Origin of the sequence: Burkholderia sp. CpTa8-5, assembly GCF_017815045.1 — a bacterium.
In the GTDB taxonomy this organism is placed as follows: domain Bacteria; phylum Pseudomonadota; class Gammaproteobacteria; order Burkholderiales; family Burkholderiaceae; genus Burkholderia; species Burkholderia sola.
Map to the genome: position 1 here is coordinate 177,843 of NZ_JAGIQD010000013.1, position 25,561 is coordinate 203,403.

A 25,561-nucleotide genomic window follows, 5' to 3' on the forward strand; every position below is an offset into this window, starting at 1 on the left:
TTAACGCTTGTGACGGCGCTGGACGATCATCGTCGTCGTGCGCTTGTTGCTGCGGGTGCGGTAACCCTTAGCCGGCGTACCCCACGGGCTCACCGGGTCGCGACCTGCAGCCGTCTTGCCCTCACCACCACCGTGCGGGTGATCGACCGGGTTCATCGCAACGCCACGCACCGTCGGGCGGATACCGCGCCAGCGGTTCGCGCCAGCCTTGCCGATCTGGCGCAGGCTATGCTCTTCGTTGCCGACTTCACCGATCGTTGCACGGCACTCGATGTGCACGCGGCGGATTTCGCCCGAACGCAGACGAACCTGCGCGTAGACGCCTTCACGTGCCAGCAGCATGGCCGACGTGCCAGCCGAACGCGCCATTTGCGCGCCCTTGCCCGGCAGCATCTCGATGCAGTGGATCGTCGTACCGACCGGAATGTTGCGGATCGGCAGCGTGTTGCCTGCACGGATCGGCGCTTCCGAACCCGACATCAGCTGTTGGCCGACGGTCAGGCCCTTCGGGGCGATGATGTAGCGACGTTCGCCGTCTGCGTAGAGCACCAGCGCGATGTTCGCGCTGCGGTTCGGGTCGTACTCGAGACGTTCGACCTTTGCCGGGATGCCATCCTTCGTGCGACGGAAATCGACGATACGGTAGTGCTGCTTGTGACCACCACCCTTGTGACGCGTGGTGATACGACCGTTGTTGTTACGGCCGGCAGTCGAGCTCTGCGAGTCGAGCAGTGCCGCGAACGGCTTGCCCTGGTGCAGGTTCTTGTTGACCACCTTGACCATCGCGCGGCGACCCGGCGATGTCGGCTTAACTTTAACGATTGCCATGATTACTTGGCCTCCGCTTCAAAGTTGATTTCCTGGCCGGGCTTCAGGCAAACGTACGCCTTCTTCACGTCCTTGCGGCGGCCCATCGAACGACCGAAGCGCTTTTGCTTGCCCTTCTGAACCAGCACGTTGACCGAATCAACTTCAACCTTGAACAGCAGCTCGACAGCCGCCTTCACTTCCTGCTTCGTGGCATCCGGTGCGACTTCGAACACGACTTGCTCGTTCTTGTCGGCAACCAGCGTGGCCTTTTCCGAGATCACCGGTGCGAGCAGGACCTGCATCAAACGATGATCGTTCTTGCGAATCTCGCTCATGACAGCAACTCCTCGATCTGGGCGACCGCAGCCTTCGTGACCAGCACTTTCTTGAAGTAGATCAGCGACAGCGGGTCAGCGTAGCGCGGCTCGACAATCGCCACGTGCGGCAGGTTGCGCGAAGCCAGGTACAGGTTCTCGTCGACCGTGTCCGTGATGATCAGAACGGAGTCGAGACCCATGGTCTTGAATTTGTCGGCCAGCAGCTTGGTCTTCGGCGCTTCGAGGATGATGTCCTCGACGACCGACAGACGGCCTTCACGGGCCAGCTGCGAGAAGATCGAGCAGAGACCTGCGCGATGCATCTTCTTGTTGACCTTGTGCGAGAAGTTTTCTTCCGGCGAATTCGGGAAGATACGACCACCGCCACGCCACAGCGGGCTCGACGACATACCGGCACGAGCGCGGCCCGTACCCTTCTGGCGCCACGGCTTCTTGGTCGTGTGCTTGACTTGCTCACGGTCCTTCTGTGCGCGGTTACCCTGGCGAGCATTCGCCTGGTAAGCGACGACGACCTGGTGGATCAGCGCTTCGTTGTAGTCACGACCGAACACGACGTCCGATGCGTTGACCACTGCACCTTCCTGACCATTTTCGTTCAGGAGCTTGAGTTCCATTATTTCGCCCCCTTGGTCTTGACGGCCGGCGTCACGAAGACCTTGCCGCCCTTCGCGCCCGGAATCGCACCCTTCACGAGCAGCAGCTTGCGCTCTGCGTCGATACGGGCGATTTCGAGGTTCTGCACCGTCACCGTCACGTCACCCATGTGACCCGTCATGCGTTTACCCGGGAAAACACGACCCGGATCCTGCGCCATACCGATCGAGCCCGGCACGTTGTGCGAGCGCGAGTTACCGTGCGTGGCACGGCCGGAGGAGAAGTTGTAACGCTTGATCGTACCGGCGTAGCCCTTACCGATCGACACGCCTTGCACGTCGACCTTCTGGCCCACTTCGAAAAGATCTGCACCGACCACGGCGCCATTCGACAGCTCGGCTGCCTTGGCCGCGTCAATGCGGAATTCCTTGAGGATTTCACCGGCTTCGACACCGGCTTTGGCGAGATGACCTGCCAGCGGCTTCGTCACGCGCGATGCGCGGCGGGAGCCGAATGCAACCTGCACGGCCGTGTAGCCGTCGGTTTCAACAGTCTTGATCTGCGTCACGCGGTTGTCCGACACGTCCAGCACGGTGACGGGAATCGAATCCCCTTCAGCCGTGAAGATACGGGTCATGCCAACCTTGCGACCTACGAGTCCAAGGCTCATCATTTTCTCCATTCCCGACTGCGATTGGTCGGGGCTGATTTACAAAATGCCGGGCACGCAAGGCCCAACTTTTTTACGCGAATACGCGAAAAGCCAAGCAGTATAGCCCGACTTCTCGATTTCCGCAAGCAATACAAAGACTTAGCGCCGCCCGGCATGCCGACCGGCGCTGGAAGCCTTACTGCAGCTTGATTTCCACGTCGACGCCAGCCGGCAGGTCGAGCTTCATCAGCGCGTCAACGGTCTTGTCCGTCGGGTCGACGATGTCCATCAGGCGCTGGTGGGTGCGGATTTCGAGCTGATCGCGCGACGTCTTGTTGACGTGCGGCGAACGCAGGATGTCAAAACGCTGAATGCGCGTCGGCAGCGGCACCGGGCCACGGACGATTGCGCCAGTCCGCTTCGCGGTATCGACGATTTCGGCAGCCGATTGATCGATCAGACGATAGTCGAATGCCTTCAGGCGAATGCGGATTTTCTGTTGCTGCATGACAATTCCTTGAAAAGAGCGAGGCGATGTTGCATCGCCGGACACTAAAAGAACGTGAAACATGACGCCTGCGGGGAGCGAAGCATCAGGTTCCGGACAGGACTTCCACTGCTAAGCCCGCGATTCTACACGAAAATTCGCGGTGGTGGGCGTTTGTCAATAGAGCGATTCGCACGCCACAAAGAAAAACCGGGTGCCAGATCGAACTGGACACCCGGTTTCGACGGTACACAGCTGCTTACCGTGCAATCGCGGACCCCGTCGGGATCCGCGGATCGTCGATCTTACTCGATGATCTTGGCGACGACGCCGGCGCCGACGGTGCGACCGCCTTCGCGGATCGCGAAGCGCAGACCTTCTTCCATCGCGATCGGAGCGATCAGCTTCACCGTGATCGACACGTTGTCGCCCGGCATCACCATTTCCTTGTCCTTCGGCAGCTCGATCGAGCCCGTCACGTCCGTCGTACGGAAGTAGAACTGCGGACGGTAGTTGTTGAAGAACGGCGTGTGACGGCCGCCTTCGTCCTTGCTCAGCACGTACACTTCAGCCGTGAAGTGCGTGTGCGGCGTGATCGAACCCGGCTTCGCCAGAACCTGGCCGCGCTCCACGTCTTCACGCTTCGTGCCGCGCAGCAGGATACCGACGTTGTCGCCCGCCTGACCTTGGTCCAGCAGCTTGCGGAACATTTCAACGCCCGTGCAGGTCGTCTTCACCGTCGGCTTGATACCGACGATTTCGATTTCCTCGCCGACCTTCACGATGCCGCGCTCGACGCGACCCGTCACCACCGTACCGCGGCCCGAGATCGAGAACACGTCTTCCACCGGCATCAGGAACGCGCCGTCAACTGCACGCTCCGGCGTCGGGATGTACGTGTCCAGCGCGTCGGCCAGGCTCATGATCGCCACTTCGCCCAGCTCGCCCGTGTCGCCTTCCAGCGCCAGCTTTGCCGAACCCTTCACGATCGGCGTGTCGTCGCCCGGGAAGTCGTACTTCGACAGGAGCTCGCGAACTTCCATCTCGACCAGCTCGAGCAGTTCTGCGTCGTCCACCATGTCGCACTTGTTCAGGAACACGATGATGTACGGAACGCCAACCTGACGCGCCAGCAGGATGTGCTCACGCGTTTGCGGCATCGGGCCGTCTGCTGCCGAGCAAACCAGGATCGCGCCGTCCATCTGCGCTGCGCCCGTGATCATGTTCTTCACATAGTCAGCGTGGCCCGGGCAGTCGACGTGTGCGTAGTGGCGGTTAGCCGTTTCGTACTCGACGTGTGCCGTGTTGATCGTGATGCCGCGCGCCTTTTCTTCCGGTGCCGCGTCGATCTGGTCGTACGCCTTCGCTTCGCCGCCGAACTTCTTCGTCAGAACCGTCGTGATCGCTGCCGTCAGCGTCGTCTTGCCGTGGTCAACGTGACCAATCGTACCAACGTTCACGTGCGGCTTGGTCCGCTCAAATTTACCTTTTGCCATGATTCTCTTCTTTCAAAAATTATCGGTTGGTAGCTGCAGATTTACTTCGACTTCGCGCTGATGATCGCTTCGGCAACGTTGCGCGGAGCTTCAGCGTAGTGCTTGAACTCCATCGTGTACGTTGCACGACCTTGCGTCAGCGAACGCAGCGACGTCGAGTAACCGAACATTTCCGACAGCGGCACTTCGGCGCGCACGATCTTGCCGCCGCCGACCATGTCTTCCATGCCCTGGACGATACCGCGACGGCCCGACAGGTCGCCCATCACGTTGCCCATGTAGTCTTCCGGCGTCTCGACTTCGACAGCCATCATCGGCTCGAGGACGACCGGGTTCGCCTTGCGCATCGCTTCCTTGAACGCCATCGAACCGGCCATGCGGAACGCGTTTTCGTTCGAGTCAACGTCGTGGTACGAACCGAACGTCAGGTGAACCTTCACGTCGACGACCGGGAAGCCAGCCAGCACGCCCGACTTCAGCGTGTCCTGGATACCCTTGTCGACCGCCGGGATGTATTCGCGCGGAATCACACCACCCTTGATCTCGTCGAAGAACTCGTAGCCCTTGCCTTGTTCGTTCGGCTCGAGCGTGATGACCGCGTGACCGTACTGGCCGCGACCACCCGACTGCTTGACGAACTTGCCGTCGACATCCTTCGCCGTCGAACGGATCGTTTCGCGGTACGCAACCTGCGGCTTGCCGACGGTCGCTTCCACGCCGAATTCACGCTTCATCCGGTCGACCAGAATTTCGAGGTGGAGCTCGCCCATGCCCGAAATGATGGTCTGGCCGGACTCTTCGTCGGTCTGCACGCGGAACGACGGGTCTTCCTGAGCCAGACGGTTCAGCGCGAGGCCCATCTTTTCCTGGTCGGCCTTGGTCTTCGGCTCGACTGCCTGCGAAATCACCGGCTCCGGGAACACCATGCGTTCGAGAACGATCGGGTTCGCCGGGTCGCACAGCGTGTCGCCCGTGGTCGCTTCCTTCAGGCCGACCGCTGCGGCGATGTCGCCTGCGCGGACTTCCTTGATTTCTTCACGCTGGTTCGCGTGCATCTGCAGAATACGGCCGAGGCGTTCCTTCTTGCCCTTGGTCGAGTTCAGCAGCGTGTCGCCCGAATTGACGACGCCCGAGTACACACGGAAGAAGATCAGCTGGCCGACGAACGGGTCGGTCATGATCTTGAACGCGAGCGACGAGAACTTCTCTTCGTCCGACGCCTTGCGCTCGGCTTCTTCGCCGTTTTCGAGTTCGCCCTTGACCGGCGGGATGTCGACCGGCGACGGCAGGAAGTCGATCACGGCGTCGAGCATACGCTGCACGCCCTTGTTCTTGAACGCGGTACCGCACAGCATCGGCTGGATTTCGCATGCGATCGTACGATCACGCAGCGCCTTGACGATGTCGGCTTCCGGCAGATCGCCTTCTTCCAGGTACTTGTTCATCAGGTCTTCGCTGGCTTCGGCAGCCACTTCGACCATCTTTTCGCGCCATTCCTTGCAGGTTTCCGCGAGCTCGGCCGGGATGTCGACGTAGTCGAACTTCGTGCCTTGCGACGCTTCGTCCCAAATGATCGCCTTCATCTTGATCAGGTCGACCACGCCCTTGAAGTTTTCTTCCGAGCCGATCGGCACCACGACCGGAACCGGGTTCGCCTTCAGGCGCAGACGGAGCTGGTCGTAGACCTTGAAGAAGTTCGCGCCGGTACGGTCCATCTTGTTGACGAACGCGAGACGCGGCACCTTGTACTTGTTCGCCTGGCGCCACACCGTTTCCGACTGCGGCTGCACGCCGCCCACTGCGCAGTACACCATGCACGCGCCGTCGAGCACGCGCATCGAGCGCTCCACTTCGATCGTGAAGTCGACGTGGCCCGGGGTGTCGATGATGTTGATGCGGTGTTCCGGATAGTTGCCGCCCATGCCCTTCCAGAAGGCCGTGGTAGCAGCGGACGTGATCGTGATGCCACGTTCCTGTTCCTGCTCCATCCAGTCCATCGTGGCTGCGCCGTCGTGGACTTCACCGATCTTGTGGTTCACACCGGTGTAAAACAGAATGCGCTCGGTCGTCGTCGTTTTGCCGGCGTCGATGTGAGCGCTAATACCGATATTGCGGTAGCGCTCGATAGGAGTCTTGCGAGCCACTTTGATCCTCTACTGGGATGACGTGATGCAGCCCTGCCGCATCACGCCTCAACACAAACGGGCGAGGCGCCTGAAAAGCGCACCCGCCCGGAATTTATTTCCGCAAACAGCCCAGCCAGGCGCTTAGAAACGGAAATGCGAGAACGCGCGGTTGGCTTCTGCCATGCGGTGAACTTCGTCGCGCTTCTTCATCGCGCCGCCACGGCCTTCGGCCGCCTCGGAGAGTTCACCTGCCAGGCGCAGGGCCATCGACTTCTCGCTGCGCTTCTTCGCAGCCTCACGCAGCCAGCGCATCGCCAATGCCATACGACGCGACGGGCGCACTTCGACCGGAACTTGATAGTTGGCACCACCAACGCGACGGCTCTTCACTTCGACCACCGGCTTCACGTTGTTGAGCGCAACCGTGAACACTTCCAGCGGGTCCTTGCCACCCTTGGTCTGGATTTGTTCGAATGCGCCATAAACGATGCGCTCTGCGACCGACTTCTTGCCGGACAGCATCAGCATGTTCATGAACTTGGCAACATCAACGTTACCGAACTTCGGATCCGGCAACACTTCCCGCTTGGGGACTTCGCGACGACGCGGCATGATTCTTCCTTTACTTGTTCAGTTGGAGCTGGATTCAGCTCCGCGGCCACCAACAAACCCGATCACATCTTCACGACTAACCAGCTTGGCCGGGTGACCACTTACTCGACAGCACCGGCAATCCGGCACTCCCGCCTTGACCGCCCTGCGGCGATCCCTGATCAAAAACTGCTTACTTGGCAGCCTTTGCACGCTTCGCGCCGTACTTCGAACGCGCTTGCTTACGGTCCTTGACGCCCTGGGTATCCAGCGAGCCGCGAACCATGTGGTAACGCACACCCGGCAAGTCCTTCACACGGCCGCCGCGGATCAGCACAACCGAGTGCTCCTGCAGGTTGTGGCCTTCACCGCCGATGTACGAAATCACTTCGAAGCCGTTCGTCAGACGAACCTTGGCGACCTTACGGAGTGCCGAGTTAGGCTTCTTCGGCGTCGTCGTGTACACACGGGTGCACACGCCGCGACGCTGGGGGCAGTCCTGCAGGGCCGGGCTCTTGCTCTTCGTCGTTTCCGACTGACGGCCTTTGCGAACCAGTTGGTTGATGGTTGGCATTGTTTATTCCTGAAATTGAACAAAATCTGCACGCCGATTTCGGGCAAAGCGAGAATCGACGCACAGTTGACTTCCGAACCGGCGAATCGGGTGCGAACTGTCGAACGCGACTCGGCCCACCGAATACCGGAACCCAGCATGATATTCCGGAAATGCCAACTAAGTCAACGGCTTGCGTGATTTGCCGGCCGGGCGCACGGTTTACAGCAGGGGTCGGAACGCTGTGTCAGGCCGATTCGACGACGTCGATGATCTCGTCGCCGAAGCGCTCGAGCTTGCGCACGCCCATGCCGGGGATGTGGCGCAGGTCCTCGATCGTCTCCGGCGCGTTGCGCGCGATTTCGGCGAGCGTCGCGTCGTGGAAGATCACGTAGGCCGGCACGCCGTCCGTCTTAGCGGTTTCCGCGCGCCAGGCGCGCAGCGCGTCCCACCGTGCGCGCTCGCGGGCGCCCATGCCGGCCGTCGGGTCGACGCGCGTGCCGCTGCGGCTCGACGACTGGCGCGTGCGCTGCGGCTTCACGTAGCGGCGCAGCGTGACCTTTTCCTCGTTCTTCAGCACCGGCTTCGCGGCCTCGGTGAGCACCAGCGCGCCGAAGCCGCCATGATCGACGGCCAGGTAGCCGTACGCGACCAGCTGCCGGAAAATCGCGCGCCACTCGGGCTCGGAGAGCGCCGCGCCGATCCCGAACGTGCTCAACTGGTCATGGCCGCGCTGCAGCACCTTCTCGGTGCGGCCGCCGCGCAGGATCTCGATCAGATGGCTCGCACCGAAGTTGAAGCCGCTTGCACGCTGCGCGCGGAACACGCACGACAGCGCCATCTGCGCCTCGCGCGTCGCGTCCCATGAATCGGGCGGCTCGAGACACGTGTCGCAGTTGCCGCACGGCTGGCTCGCCTCGCCGAAGTAGTTCAGCAACCGGACGCGGCGGCACGAGATGGTCTCGCACAGCCCAAGCAGCGCGTCGAGCTTCGACGTCTGCACGCGCTTGTGCGCGTCGTCCGCGTCCGACTCGTCGATCATCTTGCGCTGCTGGACGACGTCGCCGAGGCCATACGCCATCCACGCGTTCGCGGGCATCCCGTCGCGGCCCGCGCGGCCGGTTTCCTGGTAGTAGCCTTCGACGCTCTTCGGCAAATCGAGGTGCGCGACGAAGCGTACGTCGGGCTTGTCGATGCCCATGCCGAACGCGATCGTCGCGCACATCACGATGCCTTCCTCGCGCTGGAACATTTCCTGGTGCTTCTGCCGCACCTCGAACTCCATGCCCGCGTGATATGGCAGCGCGCGCACGCCCTGCGCCTTCAGCCATTCGGCTGTTTCCTCGACCTTGCGGCGCGACAGGCAATAGACGACGCCGGCGTCCGTCGTGCCGTCGGCATTCGTGTGCTCGGCGCGGATGAAGTCGAGCAGCTGCGAACGCGCGTTGTCCTTCTCGACGATCCGGTAGCGGATGTTCGGGCGGTCGAAGCTCGACACGAACACGCGCGCGTCGTCGAGCGCGAGACGATGGATGATTTCGTCGCGCGTGATCGCATCGGCAGTGGCGGTCAGCGCGATGCGCGGCACCGACGGGAAGCGCTCGTGCAGCACCGATAGCTGAATGTATTCCGGGCGGAAATCGTGCCCCCATTGCGACACGCAGTGCGCTTCGTCGATCGCGAACAGGCCGATCTTCGCGCGCTCGAGCAGCTCGAGGAAGCGCCCGGTCATCAACCGCTCCGGCGCGACGTACAGCAAATCGATGTCGCCTTCGCGCAGCGCGCGCTCGGTGGCCGCCGCCTCGGCGCCCGACAGCGTCGAATTCAGGTAGGCCGCGCGCACGCCGACTTCGCTCAACGCGGCGACCTGGTCCTGCATCAGCGCGATCAGCGGCGACACGACGATGCCGGCGCCCTGCCCAGCCTCGCGGCGCAGCAGCGCGGGGATCTGGTAGCACAGCGACTTGCCGCCGCCGGTCGGCATCAGCACGAGACAATCGCCGCCGCCGGCGACGTGCTCGACGATCTCGCCCTGCTGGCCGCGAAAGGCGGAGTAACCAAAGACTTCGTCGAGTATTTCGAGGGCGCGGGACATGAATGAGACCAGGGACGGCTAAACGATGACCGCAATTTTAACAACCCGCTCGCGCGACGCGTGGCGAATCGCACGATGTTGGCCATTCGGTCAGGGTTCGTTCGCGTGCATCACGGGCCTGTCGCGGTCATACCGAAGGCGATCGCGGGGCAAGCGCCGGCGCGGCACAGGCACGTCATGCGCGTGAACGAAGGATGAAAAAAAACCGCCCGGCAGAACCGGGCGGTTTCGGTGACAGCGATGATAGCAAGGCAACGCGGCTTGCGCCGCGCCGCGCTTACTCGGCTGCCGGGTGTTGCGGCTCTTCCGCCGGCGCGCTCGGCGTGCCGAAGTCGAATGCCTCTTCCGCTGCGATCTGGTCGAAACGCTCGCGATCCGAAGATTCCTTCGCCTTGCGTGCCTTGTGGAACGCGAGACCCGTACCGGCCGGAATCAGACGGCCGACGATCACGTTTTCCTTCAGGCCGCGCAGATCGTCGCGCTTGCCCATGATCGCCGCTTCGGTCAGCACGCGGGTCGTTTCCTGGAACGATGCCGCGGAGATGAACGAGTCGGTCGACAGCGATGCCTTCGTGATACCGAGCAGCACGTTGTCGTACGAAGCCGGACGCTTGCCCTCGGCGATCATGCGATCGTTCTCGTCCAGCATGTCGGAACGCTCGACCTGTTCGCCCGGGATGAAGCGCGTATCGCCGTTGTCGGTGATCTGCACACGACGCAGCATCTGGCGAACGATCACCTCGATGTGCTTGTCGTTGATCTTCACGCCCTGCAGACGGTACACGTCCTGCACTTCGTCGACGATGTAGCGCGACAGCGCCTCGATACCCTGCAGACGCAGGATGTCGTGCGGATCGGCCGGACCGTCCACGATCATTTCGCCCTTGTTGACGACCTGGGCATCGTGAACCAGAACCTGCTTTTCCTTCGCGATCAGGAACTCGTGCTGGTTGCCCTCGAGGTCCGTGATGACGAGACGCTGCTTGCCCTTCGTGTCCTTGCCGAACGACGTCGTACCGGTGACTTCCGCGAGAATGCCGGCATCCTTCGGCGAACGCGCTTCGAACAGTTCCGCCACCCGCGGCAGACCGCCGGTAATGTCACGCGTCTTCTGCGCTTCCGTCGGGATACGTGCGAGCACTTCACCGACCTGCACCTGCTGGCCATCCTTCACGGTGATCAGCGCGCCGACCTGGAAGCCGATCTGCACTGCGTGCTCCGTGCCCGGAATCTTCACTTCCTCGCCGTTCGCGTCGAGCAGCTTCACCTGCGGACGCACGCTCTTCGAAGCCTGCGAACCGCGGCGCTTCACGTCGATCACGACCAGCGTCGACAGGCCGGTCACGTCGTCGATCTGCTTCGCGACGGTCACGCCTTCCTCGACGTTCTCGAACTTCACCGTACCACCGTACTCGGTGATGATCGGACGCGTCAGCGGATCCCACGTGGCGAGCTGCGTGCCGGCCTTGATCGTCGCGCCGTCGAGCTGCAGCAGCGTCGCGCCGTACGGCACTTTGTGACGCTCGCGCTCGCGACCGAAGTCGTCGGTGATCATCGCTTCGCCCGAACGGGAAATGACGATCTGCTCGCCCTTCGCGTTCGTGACGTAGCGCATCGTCGCCGTGAAGCGGACGATACCGTTGCTCTTCGCTTCGACCGACGAAGCCACTGCCGCACGCGATGCCGCGCCACCGATGTGGAACGTACGCATCGTCAGCTGCGTGCCCGGTTCGCCGATCGACTGCGCTGCGATCACGCCGACCGCTTCGCCGACGTTCACGAGCGAGCCGCGGCCGAGGTCGCGACCGTAGCAGGCTGCGCACAAGCCGTAACGCGTCTCGCAGGTCAGCGGCGTGCGCACGCGCACTTCGTCGATGCCGAGGCGTTCGATTTCCTCGACCGCCGTTTCGTCGAGCAGCGTGCCCGATTCATACAGCGTTTCCTGCGTTTCCGGGTTCACGACGTCCGCGACCGCGACGCGGCCGAGGATACGGTCGCGCAGCGCTTCGACGACTTCACCGCCTTCGACCAGCGCCTTCATCGCCACGCCGTTCGACGTGCCGCAATCGTCTTCCACCACGACCAGATCCTGCGTGACGTCGACCAGACGACGTGTCAGGTAACCCGAGTTCGCGGTCTTCAGTGCCGTATCAGCCAGACCCTTACGTGCACCGTGGGTCGAGATGAAGTACTGCAACACGTTCAGACCTTCGCGGAAGTTCGCGGTAATCGGCGTCTCGATAATCGAGCCGTCCGGCTTCGCCATCAGGCCACGCATACCGGCCAGCTGACGAATCTGAACCGCCGAACCCCGGGCGCCCGAGTCGGCCATCATGTAGATCGAGTTGAACGACTCCTGGCGCGTCTCGTTGCCGTCGCGGTCCGTCACCGGCTCCGTCGACAGCTGCTCCATCATCGCCTTGCCGACCGCTTCCGACGTTGCCGACCAGATGTCGACCACGTTGTTGTAGCGTTCCTGCGCGGTGACGAGACCCGACATGTACTGGCGGTCGTACTCCTTCACCTTCTTCGCGGCGTCGCCGACGATCGTTTCCTTCTGCGGCGGCACGAGCATGTCGTCCACGCAGATCGAGATGCCGGCACGCGTCGCGAGACGGAAACCCGACTGCATCAGCTGGTCGGCGAACACGACCGTCGCACGCAGACCGCACTTGCGGAACGCCGTGTTGATCAGGCGCGAGATTTCCTTCTTCTTCAGCGGCTTGTTCAGCACCGAGAACGGCAGGCCGTGCGGCAAGATCTCCGACAGGATCGCTCGGCCGACGGTCGTCGCGTACAGCGTGATCTTCGGCACGAACGGCGGTGCGCCTTCCGACGTGTCTTCGTTGTGGACCATTTCGGTGATCCGCACGTTGACGCGCGAGGCCAGCTCGACTTCCTTGTTCTCGTACGCGCGGATGACTTCCGACACGCCCGTGAACGACAGGCCTTCGCCCTTGCCGTTGACCGCTTCGCGGGTCGCGTAGTAGAGACCCAGCACGATATCCTGCGACGGCACGATCGACGGATCGCCGTTGGCCGGGAACAGCACGTTGTTCGACGCCAGCATCAGCGTGCGCGCTTCCATCTGCGCTTCGAGCGACAGCGGCACGTGAACGGCCATCTGGTCACCGTCGAAGTCGGCGTTGAACGCCGCGCAGACGAGCGGATGCAGCTGGATCGCCTTGCCTTCGATCAGGACCGGCTCGAACGCCTGGATACCGAGACGGTGCAGCGTCGGCGCACGGTTCAGCATCACCGGGTGCTCGCGGATCACCTCTTCGAGGATGTCCCACACCACCGGCGTCTGGTTCTCGACTTCCTTCTTCGCAGCCTTGATGGTCGTGGCAACGCCCATCACTTCCAGCTTGTTGAAGATGAACGGCTTGAACAGTTCGAGCGCCATCAGCTTCGGCAGACCGCACTGGTGCAGCTTCAGCGTCGGGCCGACCACGATGACCGAACGGCCCGAGTAGTCGACGCGCTTGCCCAGCAGGTTCTGACGGAAACGACCGCCCTTGCCCTTGATCATGTCGGCGAGCGACTTCAGCGGACGCTTGTTCGCGCCCGTCATCGCCTTGCCGCGACGACCGTTGTCGAGCAGCGAGTCGACGGCTTCCTGCAGCATCCGCTTTTCGTTGCGGACGATGATTTCAGGCGCCTTCAGCTCGAGCAGACGCTTCAACCGGTTGTTACGGTTGATCACGCGGCGATACAGGTCGTTCAGGTCCGACGTCGCGAAACGGCCGCCGTCCAGCGGCACCAGCGGACGCAGTTCCGGCGGCAGCACCGGCAGCACTTCGAGGATCATCCACTCGGGCTTGATGCCCGAACGCTGGAACGCCTCGAGGACCTTCAGGCGCTTCGCGTACTTCTTGATCTTCGCTTCCGAGCCGGTGTTCTTCAGCTCGGTGCGCAGCGTCTCGACCTGCTCGTCGATATTGATCGCGCGCAGCAGTTCACGCACGCCTTCCGCGCCCATCTCGGCACGGAATTCGTCGCCGTATTCCTCGACCTTGTTGTAGTAATCCTCTTCGGTCATGATCTGCCGCGCCTTCAGCGGCGTCATGCCCGGTTCGATCACCACGTACGCTTCGAAGTACAGCACGCGTTCGATGTCGCGCAGCGTCATGTCGAGCACCATGCCCAGACGCGACGGCAGCGACTTCAGGAACCAGATGTGCGCGACCGGCGAGGCCAGTTCGATGTGGCCCATCCGTTCGCGACGCACCTTCGCCAGCGTCACTTCGACGCCGCACTTCTCGCAGATCACGCCACGGTGCTTCAGGCGCTTGTACTTACCGCACAGGCACTCGTAGTCCTTGATCGGCCCGAAGATCTTCGCGCAGAACAGACCATCGCGTTCCGGCTTGAACGTACGGTAGTTGATGGTCTCCGGCTTCTTCACTTCGCCGAACGACCACGAACGGATCTTGTCGGGCGAGGCCAGACCGATCTTGATCGCGTCGAAAACTTCTTCCTGTTGGACTTGCTTGAATAGATCGAGCAGAGCTTTCATTGCTTTCTCTCCGTAGTCCGATTAATTGCGGTCGAGATCGATATCGATACCGAGCGAGCGGATTTCCTTCACGAGCACGTTGAAGGATTCCGGCATGCCTGCATCGATCACGTGATCGCCCTTGACGAGGTTTTCGTACACCTTCGTCCGGCCGGTCACGTCGTCCGACTTCACCGTCAGCATTTCCTGCAGCACGTAGGACGCGCCGTACGCTTCGAGCGCCCACACTTCCATTTCACCGAAGCGCTGGCCACCGAACTGCGCCTTACCGCCCAGCGGCTGCTGCGTGACGAGCGAGTACGGGCCGGTCGAACGCGCGTGCATCTTGTCGTCGACCAAGTGGTGCAGCTTCAGGTAGTGCATGTAGCCGAGCGTCACGCGACGTTCGAACATTTCACCCGTGCGGCCGTCGTACAGGCGGACCTGGTTCTTCGACGGGTTCATGCCGAGCTGTTCGGCGATGTCGTCCGGGAACGCGAGGTCGAGCATCTTGCCCATTTCTTCCTCGGTCGCACCGTCGAACACCGGCGTCGCGAACGGCACGCCTTCGCGCAGGTTCTTCGCGAGTTCGAGGATCTCGTCGTCGGTGAAGCTTTCCAGATCTTCCTGGCGGCCCGACTCGTTGTAGATCTTCGTCAGGAACACGCGCAGTTCCTCGATCTTCGCCTGACGCTGCAGCATTTCGCCGATACGCCAGCCGAGGCCCTTCGCAGCCCAGCCGAGGTGCACTTCCAGAACCTGACCCACGTTCATCCGCGACGGCACGCCGAGCGGGTTCAGCACGACGTCTGCCGGACGACCGTCGGCCATGTACGGCATGTCTTCGATCGGGACGATCTTCGACACGACACCCTTGTTACCGTGACGGCCTGCCATCTTGTCGCCAGGCTGCAGACGGCGCTTCACCGCGAGGTACACCTTGACCATCTTCAGCACGCCCGGCGGCAGTTCGTCGCCTTGCGTGAGCTTCTTGCGCTTCTCTTCGAACGCGAGGTCGAACTGGTGACGCTTCTCTTCGATCGAGTTCTTGATCGCTTCGAGCGATGCCGCTGCTTCGTCGTCCGCGAGGCGGATGTCGAACCAGTGGTAGTGGTCGAGATCTTCCAGGTAAGCCTGATCGATCTTCGTGCCCTTCGCGAGCTTCTTCGGACCGCCGTTCGCGACCTTGCCCACGAGCATGCGCGCGAGACGCTGGAACGCGTCGCCTTCCACGATGCGCAACTGGTCGTTCAGGTCGAGACGGTAGCGCTTCAGTTCGTCGTCGATGATCTGTTGCGCACGCTTGTCGCGCTGGATGCCTTCACGCGTGAACACCTGGACGTCGATCACGGTGCCGCTCATGCCCGACGGCACGCGCAGCGACGTGTCCTTCACGTCCGAAGCCTTCTCGCCGAAGATCGCGCGCAGCAGCTTCTCTTCCGGCGTCAGCTGGGTCTCGCCCTTCGGCGTGACCTTGCCGACCAGCACGTCGCCCGCTTCGACTTCCGCACCGATGTACACGATGCCCGATTCGTCGAGACGGCCGAGCTGGACTTCCGCCAGGTTCGAGATGTCGCGCGTGATTTCTTCCGGCCCGAGCTTCGTGTCGCGTGCAACGACGTTCAGCTCTTCGATGTGGATCGACGTGTAGCGATCGTCCGCGACCACCTTCTCCGAGATCAGGATCGAATCCTCGAAGTTGTAGCCGTTCCACGGCATGAACGCGATCAGCATGTTCTGGCCGAGCGCGAGCTCGCCCAGGTCCGTCGACGCGCCGTCGGCCAGCACGTCGCCGCGCGAGACCTTGTCGCCCATCTTCACGATCGGACGCTGGTTGATGTTCGTGTTCTGGTTCGAACGCGTGTACTTGATCAGGTTGTAGATGTCGACACCGACTTCACCTGCGACCGCTTCGTCGTCGTTCACGCGAATCACGATACGGCCTGCGTCGACGTAGTCGACCACACCGCCGCGGAACGCCTGGACCGTCGTACCCGAGTCGACCGCGCAGGTGCGCTCGATGCCCGTACCGACGACCGGCTTTTCCGGACGCAGACACGGCACGGCCTGACGCTGCATGTTCGAACCCATCAGCGCACGGTTCGCGTCATCGTGCTCGAGGAACGGGATCAGCGACGCTGCCACCGACACGATCTGCGACGGCGCGACGTCCATGTACTGGATACGATCCGGCGTGACCATCATCGTTTCGCCGGCTTCGCGCGACGACACGAGTTCGTCGATCAGCGTGCCGTTCTCGTCGATCGCGGCGTTCGCCTGGGCGATCATGTAGCGGCCTTCCTCGATCGCCGACAGGTAGTCGATCTGGTCGGTCACCTTGCTGTCCACGACCTTGCGGTACGGCGTCTCGAGGAAGCCGTACTCGTTCAGGTGCGCGTACAGTGCGAGCGAGTTGATCAGGCCGATGTTCGGACCTTCCGGCGTTTCGATCGGGCACACGCGGCCGTAGTGGGTCGGGTGCACGTCGCGGACTTCGAAGCCTGCGCGCTCGCGCGTCAGACCGCCCGGGCCCAGCGCGGAAACACGGCGCTTGTGCGTGATTTCCGACAGCGGGTTGGTCTGGTCCATGAACTGCGACAGCTGCGACGAACCGAAGAACTCGCGGATCGCCGACGAAATCGGCTTCGAGTTGATCAGGTCGTGCGGCATCAGGTTTTCGCTTTCGGCCTGGCCGAGGCGTTCCTTGACCGCGCGCTCGACACGCACGAGACCCGCGCGGAACTGGTTTTCCGCCAGTTCGCCGACGCAACGCACGCGACGGTTGCCGAGGTGGTCGATGTCGTCCACTTCGCCCTTGCCGTTGCGCAGCTCGACGAGGATCTTGATCGTCGCGAGGATGTCGTCGTCCTGCAGCGTCATCGGGCCGACGATCTCGTCACGGCCGACGCGGCGGTTGAACTTCATACGGCCGACCTTCGACAGGTCGTACGCTTCTTCGCTGTAGAACAGACGGTTGAACAGCGCCTCGACCGCCTCTTCGGTCGGCGGCTCGCCCGGACGCATCATGCGGTAGATCGCGATGCGCGCGGCCGTCTTGTCGGTCGTTTCGTCGACACGCAGCGTCGACGAGATGTACGGACCCTGGTCCAGATCGTTCGTGTAGAGCGTCTGGATGTCCTTGATGCCCGCTTCGCGCAGCTTCTCGAGCACGCTTTCCGTGACTTCGTCGTTCGCGCTCGCGATCACTTCGCCGGTGTCGCCGTCGACGACGTTCTTCGCCAGCACGCGGCCGAGCAGATAGTCTTCCGGCACCGAGATGAACTTGGTCTTCGCGGCTTCGAGGTCGCGAATGTGCTTCGCGTTGATCCGCTTGTCCTTCTGGACGATGACCTTGCCGTCGCGATCCGTGATGTCGAAACGCGCGACTTCACCACGCAGGCGCTCGGGCACGAACTCGAGTTGCGCGCCTTCGTCCATCAGCGTGAAGTTGTCGAACACGAAGAAGTTCGCGAGGATCTGTTCCGGCGTCAGGCCGATGGCCTTCAGCAGGATCGTGACCGGCATCTTGCGGCGACGGTCGACGCGGAAGTACAGGATGTCCTTCGGATCGAATTCGAAGTCGAGCCACGAGCCGCGGTACGGAATGATCCGTGCCGAGAACAGCAGCTTGCCCGAGCTGTGCGTCTTGCCCTTGTCGTGTTCGAAGAACACGCCCGGCGAACGGTGCAGCTGCGAGACGATGACACGCTCGGTGCCGTTGATGACGAACGAGCCCGTCGGCGTCATGAGCGGAATTTCGCCCATGTACACTTCCTGCTCCTTCACTTCCTTGACGACCGGCTTGTTCGGCGATTCCTTGTCGAGGATGACGAGGCGGACCTTCGCGCGCAGCGCGGAGCAGTACGTCAGGCCACGCTGCTGGCATTCCTTGATGTTGAATGCCGGCGAGGACAGCGCATAGCTCACGAACTCGAGGCGCGCGAAACCGTTGTGCGAAACAATGGGAAATACCGATGTGAACGCGGCCTGCAAACCCTCAGGCTTACGTTGCGTCGCGGGCACATCGGCTTGCAGAAACGTGCTGAATGATTCAAGCTGGGTAGCCAGCAAGAACGGAACTTGGTGAACGATGGGGCGCTTCGCGAAACTCTTGCGAATGCGCTTCTTCTCGGTGAAGGAATATTGCATACGATCTCCGAATCACGGCGGGTGCTATCGAGGCGGAATACCTGGACGTTTCAAACCCGAGTGTTCACCGACTGAGACCCGATGGCCGTTCGACGGCTTGAACGAGCCGAGAAGCTTGGTGGTTGGCCGCTACCAACCGCTGGCTGACGGCAGCGGATGCCTGTGTTGCCCGCTACCCGACCAAACTTGCCTTCTGCAGTCGCTTCAGAAGACAAAGAGAACCGCCAATCGTGAGTGATCCATCACAACGATCAGGCGGTTTTCTTTGGCTTCTGGGGCCGATTATTCGGGCTCCCGAATGAGTGCCAGAATAACGTCCCCACAAAGCACAAAAAGGCCGGCGGTGAAAATACCGCCAGCCTTCGCACAGCGCGCCGAAACTTACTTGACTTCGACCTTCGCGCCAGCTTCTTCCAGCTTCTTCTTGGCTTCTTCAGCAGCAGCCTTGTCGACGCCTTCCTTGACGGGCTTCGGTGCACCGTCAACCAGATCCTTCGCTTCCTTCAGGCCCAGGCCCGTCAGTTCGCGAACGGCCTTGATGACCGAAACCTTGTTGGCGCCGGCTTCAGCCAGGACGACCGTGAATTCGGTCTTCTCTTCTGCTGCAGCAGCTGCGCCGCCGCCTGCCGGGCCAGCGACTGCCACTGCAGCTGCCGACACGCCAAACTTCTCTTCGAACGCCTTGACCAGTTCGTTCAGTTCCAGAACGGTCATCCCTTCGACTGCTGCCAGGATGTCTTCTTTTGCGATTGCCATTTGAAATACTCCTAAATTGAATTCGGATACAGCCAGCGATCAGTAACGCTGATGCACGTTCGCTTACGCAGCTTCCGCTTGCTTCTTCTCGGCCAGCGCGGCGAGAGCACGCGCGAAGCCCGAAACAGGCGATTGCATAACGAACAGCAGCTTCGAGAGCAGTTCTTCGCGGCTCGGGATGCTTGCCAGCGCTTGCACGCCAGCCTTGTCCATCACCTTGCCATCGAACGAACCAGCCTTGATGACCAACTTTTCATTGCTCTTGCTGAAGTCGTTGACGACCTTGGCAGCAGCAATGGCATCTTCCGAGATGCCGTAGATCAGGGGACCAGTCATCTGCTCTGCCAGCGGAGCAAAAGGCGTACCTTCGACGGCGCGACGCGCCAGCGTGTTCTTCAACACGCGCAGGTAAACCTGTTGCTCACGCGCTTTCGCGCGCAGCTTGGTCAGATCGCCAACCGCAATTCCACGATACTCAGCCAGCACAACGGTCTGGGCCTTCGCGACTTGCGCGGAAACCTCAGCGACGACGGCTTGCTTGTCTTCTCTATTAAGCGGCACGGTTAGCCTCCAGAAACGATACGTTCGGCGTGGCCGGTATGGCCGAAACCTCACGTACCTCGTTCAACAACGGCGTCCGACCTCGTTAGGAGTATTTCCACCTCACGCCGCGAATCGCTTCGCGGCCTGCGGCTTCACCACTGCAAAACTTTTTCGGGTTCGCCATCTGCGTTGGCTTGAATTAAGGGATCGCCTGCCTGCTGCGCCCCACCAACGGTCTTTGATAACCGGTTGTTCGCCCTGCTGCACGAACAACCGCCCAAAGCCCATGTAGGCCGCCTCGCGAACGAAGCGGCCCGAATACTTGCTTACTGCGCTGCCAGCGTAGCCTGGTCGACACGCACGCCGACGCCCATCGTGCTCGACAGTGCGATCTTGCGCAGGTACACGCCCTTGCTCGTTGCCGGCTTCGCCTTCTGCAGCGCTTCGATCAGCGCCGACAGGTTCGAACGCAGCGCGGTCGGCTCGAACGATGCACGGCCGATGGTCGCGTGGATGATACCGGCCTTGTCGACACGGAATTGCACCTGACCAGCCTTCGCGTTCTTGACGGCGGTTGCGACGTCCGGCGTGACCGTACCGACCTTCGGGTTCGGCATCAGGCCGCGCGGGCCGAGGATCTGGCCGAGCGTACCGACGATACGCATCGTGTCCGGCGAAGCGATCACGATGTCGAAGTCCATCTGGCCAGCCTTGATCTGCTCAGCCAGGTCTTCCATACCGACGATTTCCGCGCCTGCTGCACGTGCCTGCTCGGCCTTTTCGCCTTGCGCGAACACGGCAACGCGAACCGACTTGCCCGTACCTGCCGGCAGAACGACCGAACCACGAACGACCTGGTCCGACTTCTTCGCATCGATGCCGAGCTGGACTGCGACGTCGATCGACTCGTCGAACTTCGCGCTCGCGCATTCCTTCACGAGGCTCAGTGCGTCTTCGATCGCGTACAGCTTCTGACGGTCGACCTTGGCGGCAAATGCCTGACGGCGCTTGGAGATCTTAGCCATTTACACGCCCTCCACAGTGATACCCATCGAGCGTGCGCTACCAGCGATGGTGCGAACGGCTGCGTCCAGATCAGCTGCCGTAAGGTCCGGCATCTTGGTCTTCGCGATTTCTTCGGCTTGAGCGCGCGTGATCGAACCGACCTTGTCGGTGTGCGGCTTGCTCGAGCCCTTGTCCACCTTCGCCGCCTTCTTGATCAGGACGGTTGCCGGCGGCGTCTTCATCACGAACGTGAAGCTCTTGTCAGCGAATGCCGTGATGACCACCGGCACCGGCAGACCCGGCTCCATGCCTTGAGTCTGCGCGTTGAACGCCTTGCAGAACTCCATGATGTTCAGGCCGCGCTGGCCCAGTGCCGGACCGACCGGCGGCGACGGGTTGGCTTTACCTGCAGGGATCTGCAGCTTGATAAAGCCGATAATCTTCTTTGCCATTTGAAACCTCATTGGAACGCCGGAGAAGGCGTTCGGTGAGTGATAACGCGCGTTCGCCGCTGGCTACTGACGCTCCTCAACGGCCATGACGCGGGCCGTAAGCGCGAAGGTGGGCAGCCGAGGCTGCCCACCGAATCGGGATCAAACTTTTTCGACCTGACCGAACTCGAGTTCGACCGGGGTGGAGCGGCCAAAGATGGTGACCGACACACGCACGCGCGATTTCTCGTAGTTGACTTCTTCGACGGTGCCGTTGAAGTCCGTGAACGGACCTTCCTTGACACGCACCATCTCGCCGACTTCGAACAGGGTCTTCGGGCGCGGCTTTTCGACGCCTTCCTGCATCTGCGACATGATCTTCTCGACTTCCTTCGGGGAAATCGGGGTCGGGCGGTTACGCGCACCGCCGACGAAGCCGGTGACCTTCGCGGTGTTCTTCACGAGGTGCCACGTTTCGTCCGTCATTTCCATCTCCACCAGCACGTAGCCGGGGAAGAAACGACGCTCGGTCACAGCCTTGTGGCCGCCTTTGACTTCGACCACTTCTTCGGTCGGAACCAGGATCTGACCGAATTTGTCCTGCATGCCAGCACGTTCGATGCGCTCTTGAAGCGCACGTTGCACGCTCTTCTCCATACCGGAGTAGGCGTGCACGACGTACCAACGCTTTCCGCTCGGGGATGCCGGAGTATCGCTCATATCATTTCCAACCCAGAATCGCCGAGAAAATCACCCATTCGATCGATTTGTCACTCAACCAGAGGAAAATCGCCATCACGAGCACGAAACCGAACACGACGAGTGTGGTTTGCGTTGCTTCCTTGCGGGTGGGCCATACGACCTTCCGGACTTCCTTGTACGAATCCTTGGCAAACGCGATGAGGCTCTTGCCAGGGGCGGACATCAGCCCGACGGCCACGCCGGCGATGATACCTACCGCCAACGCGGCACCGCGGACATACCACTGCTGATTGGCCAGCCAGAAGAAGCCCACGAATCCGGCCAACACCAGCAATACGCCCAGGGCCAGCATCAGCTTATCGCCGGAGGTATTTACAGTTTCGACGGATGGATTCGCCATAACACCTTAAAACAAATGCCACGTGGGACACGTGGCGATTTTTGGCAGGGGCAGAGGGAATCGAACCCCCAACCTTCGGTTTTGGAGACCGACGCTCTGCCAGTTGAGCTATACCCCTAAACCATGCTGGGGCCGGCTGACGCCAGCCCCAAAACTATCGATCAACGAATAACTGGCTTACTCGATGATCTTGGCGACGACGCCGGCGCCGACGGTGCGACCGCCTTCGCGGATCGCGAAGCGCAGACCTTCTTCCATCGCGATCGGAGCGATCAGCTTCACCGTGATCGACACGTTGTCGCCCGGCATCACCATTTCCTTGTCCTTCGGCAGCTCGATCGAGCCCGTCACGTCCGTCGTACGGAAGTAGAACTGCGGACGGTAGTTGTTGAAGAACGGCGTGTGACGGCCGCCTTCGTCCTTGCTCAGCACGTACACTTCAGCCGTGAAGTGCGTGTGCGGCGTGATCGAACCCGGCTTCGCCAGAACCTGGCCGCGCTCCACGTCTTCACGCTTCGTGCCGCGCAGCAGGATACCGACGTTGTCGCCCGCCTGACCTTGGTCCAGCAGCTTGCGGAACATTTCAACGCCCGTGCAGGTCGTCTTCACCGTCGGCTTGATACCGACGATTTCGATTTCCTCGCCGACCTTCACGATGCCGCGCTCGACGCGACCCGTCACCACCGTACCGCGGCCCGAGATCGAGAACACGTCTTCCACCGGCATCAGGAACGCGCCGTCAACTGCACGCTCCGGCGTCGGGATGTACGTGTCCAGCGCGTCGGCCAGGCTCATGATCGCCACTTCGCCCAGCTCGCCCGTGTCGCCTTCCAGCGCCAGCTTTGCCGAACCCTTCACGATCGGCGTGTCGTCGCCCGGGAAGTCGTACTTCGACAGGAGCTCGCGAACTTCCATCTCGACCAGCTCGAGCAGTTCTGCGTCGTCCACCATGTCGCACTTGTTCAGGAACACGATGATGTACGGAACGCCAACCTGACGCGCCAGCAGGATGTGCTCACGCGTTTGCGGCATCGGGCCGTCTGCTGCCGAGCAAACCAGGATCGCGCCGTCCATCTGCGCTGCGCCCGTGATCATGTTCTTCACATAGTCAGCGTGGCCCGGGCAGTCGACGTGTGCGTAGTGGCGGTTAGCCGTTTCGTACTCGACGTGTGCCGTGTTGATCGTGATGCCGCGCGCCTTTTCTTCCGGTGCCGCGTCGATCTGGTCGTACGCCTTCGCTTCGCCGCCGAACTTCTTCGTCAGAACCGTCGTGATCGCTGCCGTCAGCGTCGTCTTGCCGTGGTCAACGTGACCAATCGTACCAACGTTCACGTGCGGCTTGGTCCGCTCAAATTTACCCTTGGCCATTTTCGACTCCCAGAAGGAATTTCACAGGTTGCGCCGCGCGCAAACAAGACACTGACTTTTTACTGCTGGTGCCCATGGGCAGGATCGAACTGCCGACCTCTCCCTTACCAAGGGAGTGCTCTACCACTGAGCCACATGGGCGCTACGCTTCAACTTAGCGGTCTGGAGCGGGTGAAGGGAATCGAACCCTCGTCGTAAGCTTGGAAGGCTTCTGCTCTACCATTGAGCTACACCCGCACGGGCCACTAACGATTCCTTGCCGCTCACTGCGCTGATATCTTGGTGGAGGAGGTTGGATTCGAACCAACGTAGGCGTAAGCCAACAGATTTACAGTCTGCCCCCTTTAGCCACTCGGGCACCCCTCCGTAGAGAACTGACGATTATGGGGGTGCATCGCACTCCTGTCAAGCATATCTGGAAGATTATTTTCACTCTCTTCCCGACTTCCGCTTCCCACCGATCCCCGCTCTCGCCCGGCTAAGGCAAGCGCGAGATGTTGCCGACCGGCGCCACATCTTCGTCAGACTCCGCCTTCAACGCCGATCTGCATCTGCGCTAAAAACGAAAGACCGCCATCATACGATCTCTTTCGCATAATGCCAAGCGGGTAGACACAAAATTTCGGCAAATTTCGTGCCGGGCGGGTTTGGTGAGCCGGCTGTGGTCGCTCGCGGGAGGGTTGGTGGTGCTTCCGGCGCGCAATCGCGGTCCGGCAGCCGGTGCCGCGGACCGCCTGGTGGTCATTTGCCGCGGGCGCCGTGTACGGGCGGGCGTCCTTCTCGCGGTTGCAGCGGGTCAGCCCCATCACCGAATTCGGCCACAGTCGCGTTCGACGGCCTCGTGGGAACGCACGATACTCGTCTGGAGTCGCTCTCCCACACCGGCACAAGGCTCCATGCGCCCGCTTGCTCTGTAACGACATTCTTCGTGGTTGCAGCTGCCCCTGCCACGCTGCGGCAGGGGCCCGGCGCCACACGCGGCCGATCGGGAAGATCCGACTGCAGGCCTGGCTGATGGCTTCTCCGCGGAGCCCGGGAGGGATGCTCGGCGCCTGGGGCGCATCAGCAGTTGAAGACCGCACTCGAAGCCGAGTGCGCGGGTTGGGCGCCCATCGGGTAGCGCGCGCACAACGGATGAATCGGCACGCGCTGGTCCGACGATGCCCCCCAGGATAAATCCGGCGATTCTGCGGGCCCTGCGATGCTTACAGCCGCTACTCGGCGACGACGTGCGTGGAGGTCCAACCGTCCCCATAACCTTCCTGCCACCGCATCGATTGGTCCTCATGCTCGGCGGCCCTACGCCCCTTCGTGGAAGGCGCCTAACGCCACCGGCCGGCTTATCGCAGCAGCGAATCTTCGCGTCCAGTCGATATCGCTACTGCCCGTGCCGCGCCCGCCTCGCCCAGCTGAACGCGAATATCCGCGCCGGATTCGACGCTGGCGCCTTCGCCATACCTCACGCATCCGAAGTCGCTATAAAGCCGATATATGGCGCCAGAGCGTCGACATCCAACGTGCGCTGTCCGGCAATGCTCAAGCTGACGCGCGATCATAGCTAGAACGCGGCACACCAGCTGACCTGCCGGAGGCTCTCCGTTCGGCGATCCGAATACGATGCGCGCCGAACGCGCGCCAAGCGTCGGCGCAGTCAGCACATAGCCCCCGCCGGTGGGGGAACAGCGAGACCGCGTAGGCGGTGCAGCCTATTCGCTCATCGAGGAAATCTACGCGTTACAGGACGGTCAACGAGTGGACGTCGAAAGAAACTGCTCCGTTTTTTGATCTTGTCCGACCCGCTACGCACACGGCGCTGGCGGCCCCCTCGGTCGGATCTCGTTGATCAAAAATGGAGTAGACGAGGTAGCGGGCTGGAGGAAGGGGAAAGCGGGGTCGCGCAATCGCGCTCGTCGATATACGTTTGCGGGGAGCAAATTGCGGTTTTGATCGAAGATATGATCAATAAT

The 25,561-nt window shown here is 61.7% G+C and carries 19 protein-coding genes and 4 tRNA genes; all 23 read right to left on the reverse strand.

What is annotated here, in order from left to right; all coding sequences use genetic code 11:
• The 23 genes from rplB to J8I35_RS21145 all read right to left on the reverse strand — a co-directional run bounded on the left by rplB (position 1) and on the right by J8I35_RS21145 (position 23,960).
• A complete protein-coding gene (gene rplB, locus J8I35_RS21035; protein ID WP_006482900.1) occupies positions 1–828 on the reverse strand; it encodes a 50S ribosomal protein L2 in 828 nt (275 codons plus the stop codon).
• Positions 829–830: 2 nt separating this feature from the next.
• Positions 831–1,145: a 50S ribosomal protein L23 gene (rplW, locus tag J8I35_RS21040; protein ID WP_004199275.1), complete on the reverse strand. Its 315-nt coding sequence runs from the start codon at positions 1,143–1,145 to the stop codon at positions 831–833.
• Entirely contained in the window at positions 1,142–1,762 is a 621-nt protein-coding gene (rplD, locus tag J8I35_RS21045; RefSeq protein ID WP_006477192.1) for a 50S ribosomal protein L4, read from the reverse strand. Before rplD ends, rplW begins: the two co-directional genes overlap by 4 nt.
• Complete coding sequence (rplC, locus tag J8I35_RS21050; RefSeq protein ID WP_006482922.1) at positions 1,762–2,412, reverse strand: 50S ribosomal protein L3; 651 nt, start codon at positions 2,410–2,412, stop codon at positions 1,762–1,764. Before rplC ends, rplD begins: the two co-directional genes overlap by 1 nt.
• A 178-nt stretch (positions 2,413–2,590) precedes the next feature.
• Complete coding sequence (rpsJ, locus tag J8I35_RS21055; RefSeq protein ID WP_004199280.1) at positions 2,591–2,902, reverse strand: 30S ribosomal protein S10; 312 nt, start codon at positions 2,900–2,902, stop codon at positions 2,591–2,593.
• 284 nt (positions 2,903–3,186) lie between these two features.
• Positions 3,187–4,377, reverse strand: a complete 1,191-nt coding sequence (gene tuf / locus J8I35_RS21060) for an elongation factor Tu (RefSeq protein WP_011350666.1) — start codon at positions 4,375–4,377, stop codon at positions 3,187–3,189.
• Positions 4,378–4,418: 41 nt separating this feature from the next.
• A complete protein-coding gene (gene fusA / locus J8I35_RS21065) occupies positions 4,419–6,521 on the reverse strand; it encodes an elongation factor G (protein WP_044849034.1) in 2,103 nt (700 codons plus the stop codon).
• Between the two features lie 123 nt (positions 6,522–6,644).
• The gene (gene rpsG / locus J8I35_RS21070) at positions 6,645–7,115 is read right to left on the reverse strand and encodes a 30S ribosomal protein S7 (RefSeq protein ID WP_006477195.1); all 471 of its coding nucleotides are present in this window, start codon (positions 7,113–7,115) and stop codon (positions 6,645–6,647) included.
• Positions 7,116–7,287: 172 nt separating this feature from the next.
• Positions 7,288–7,668: a 30S ribosomal protein S12 gene (gene rpsL / locus J8I35_RS21075; protein ID WP_006400662.1), complete on the reverse strand. Its 381-nt coding sequence runs from the start codon at positions 7,666–7,668 to the stop codon at positions 7,288–7,290.
• A 226-nt stretch (positions 7,669–7,894) separates the two neighbouring features.
• On the reverse strand, positions 7,895–9,742 hold the full coding sequence (gene recQ, locus J8I35_RS21080; protein WP_050013168.1) for a DNA helicase RecQ: 1,848 nt from the start codon (positions 9,740–9,742) through the stop codon (positions 7,895–7,897).
• Between the two features lie 277 nt (positions 9,743–10,019).
• Complete coding sequence (rpoC, locus tag J8I35_RS21085) at positions 10,020–14,261, reverse strand: DNA-directed RNA polymerase subunit beta' (RefSeq protein WP_050013169.1); 4,242 nt, start codon at positions 14,259–14,261, stop codon at positions 10,020–10,022.
• A gap of 21 nt (positions 14,262–14,282) precedes the next feature.
• Positions 14,283–18,389: a DNA-directed RNA polymerase subunit beta gene (gene rpoB, locus J8I35_RS21090; protein ID WP_124557464.1), complete on the reverse strand. Its 4,107-nt coding sequence runs from the start codon at positions 18,387–18,389 to the stop codon at positions 14,283–14,285.
• 381 nt (positions 18,390–18,770) lie between these two features.
• The gene (gene rplL / locus J8I35_RS21095; protein WP_006477198.1) at positions 18,771–19,145 is read right to left on the reverse strand and encodes a 50S ribosomal protein L7/L12; all 375 of its coding nucleotides are present in this window, start codon (positions 19,143–19,145) and stop codon (positions 18,771–18,773) included.
• Positions 19,146–19,208: 63 nt separating this feature from the next.
• The gene (gene rplJ, locus J8I35_RS21100; protein ID WP_011546647.1) at positions 19,209–19,706 is read right to left on the reverse strand and encodes a 50S ribosomal protein L10; all 498 of its coding nucleotides are present in this window, start codon (positions 19,704–19,706) and stop codon (positions 19,209–19,211) included.
• 308 nt (positions 19,707–20,014) lie between these two features.
• Complete coding sequence (gene rplA / locus J8I35_RS21105; protein WP_006482906.1) at positions 20,015–20,713, reverse strand: 50S ribosomal protein L1; 699 nt, start codon at positions 20,711–20,713, stop codon at positions 20,015–20,017.
• Complete coding sequence (gene rplK / locus J8I35_RS21110; protein ID WP_006477201.1) at positions 20,714–21,145, reverse strand: 50S ribosomal protein L11; 432 nt, start codon at positions 21,143–21,145, stop codon at positions 20,714–20,716. It abuts the gene before it with no gap.
• 141 nt (positions 21,146–21,286) lie between these two features.
• The gene (nusG, locus tag J8I35_RS21115) at positions 21,287–21,844 is read right to left on the reverse strand and encodes a transcription termination/antitermination protein NusG (protein ID WP_006400672.1); all 558 of its coding nucleotides are present in this window, start codon (positions 21,842–21,844) and stop codon (positions 21,287–21,289) included.
• 1 nt (position 21,845) lies between these two features.
• Positions 21,846–22,226: a preprotein translocase subunit SecE gene (secE, locus tag J8I35_RS21120; protein ID WP_006482892.1), complete on the reverse strand. Its 381-nt coding sequence runs from the start codon at positions 22,224–22,226 to the stop codon at positions 21,846–21,848.
• Positions 22,227–22,268: 42 nt separating this feature from the next.
• Positions 22,269–22,344: transfer RNA gene (locus tag J8I35_RS21125), tRNA-Trp, on the reverse strand.
• Positions 22,345–22,403: 59 nt separating this feature from the next.
• On the reverse strand, positions 22,404–23,594 hold the full coding sequence (tuf, locus tag J8I35_RS21130; RefSeq protein WP_011350666.1) for an elongation factor Tu: 1,191 nt from the start codon (positions 23,592–23,594) through the stop codon (positions 22,404–22,406).
• 66 nt (positions 23,595–23,660) lie between these two features.
• Positions 23,661–23,735 (reverse strand) — tRNA-Thr (locus J8I35_RS21135).
• A gap of 22 nt (positions 23,736–23,757) precedes the next feature.
• Positions 23,758–23,831: transfer RNA gene (locus J8I35_RS21140), tRNA-Gly, on the reverse strand.
• Between the two features lie 43 nt (positions 23,832–23,874).
• Positions 23,875–23,960 (reverse strand) — tRNA-Tyr (locus J8I35_RS21145).
• Between the last annotated feature and the right edge of the window lie 1,601 nt (positions 23,961–25,561).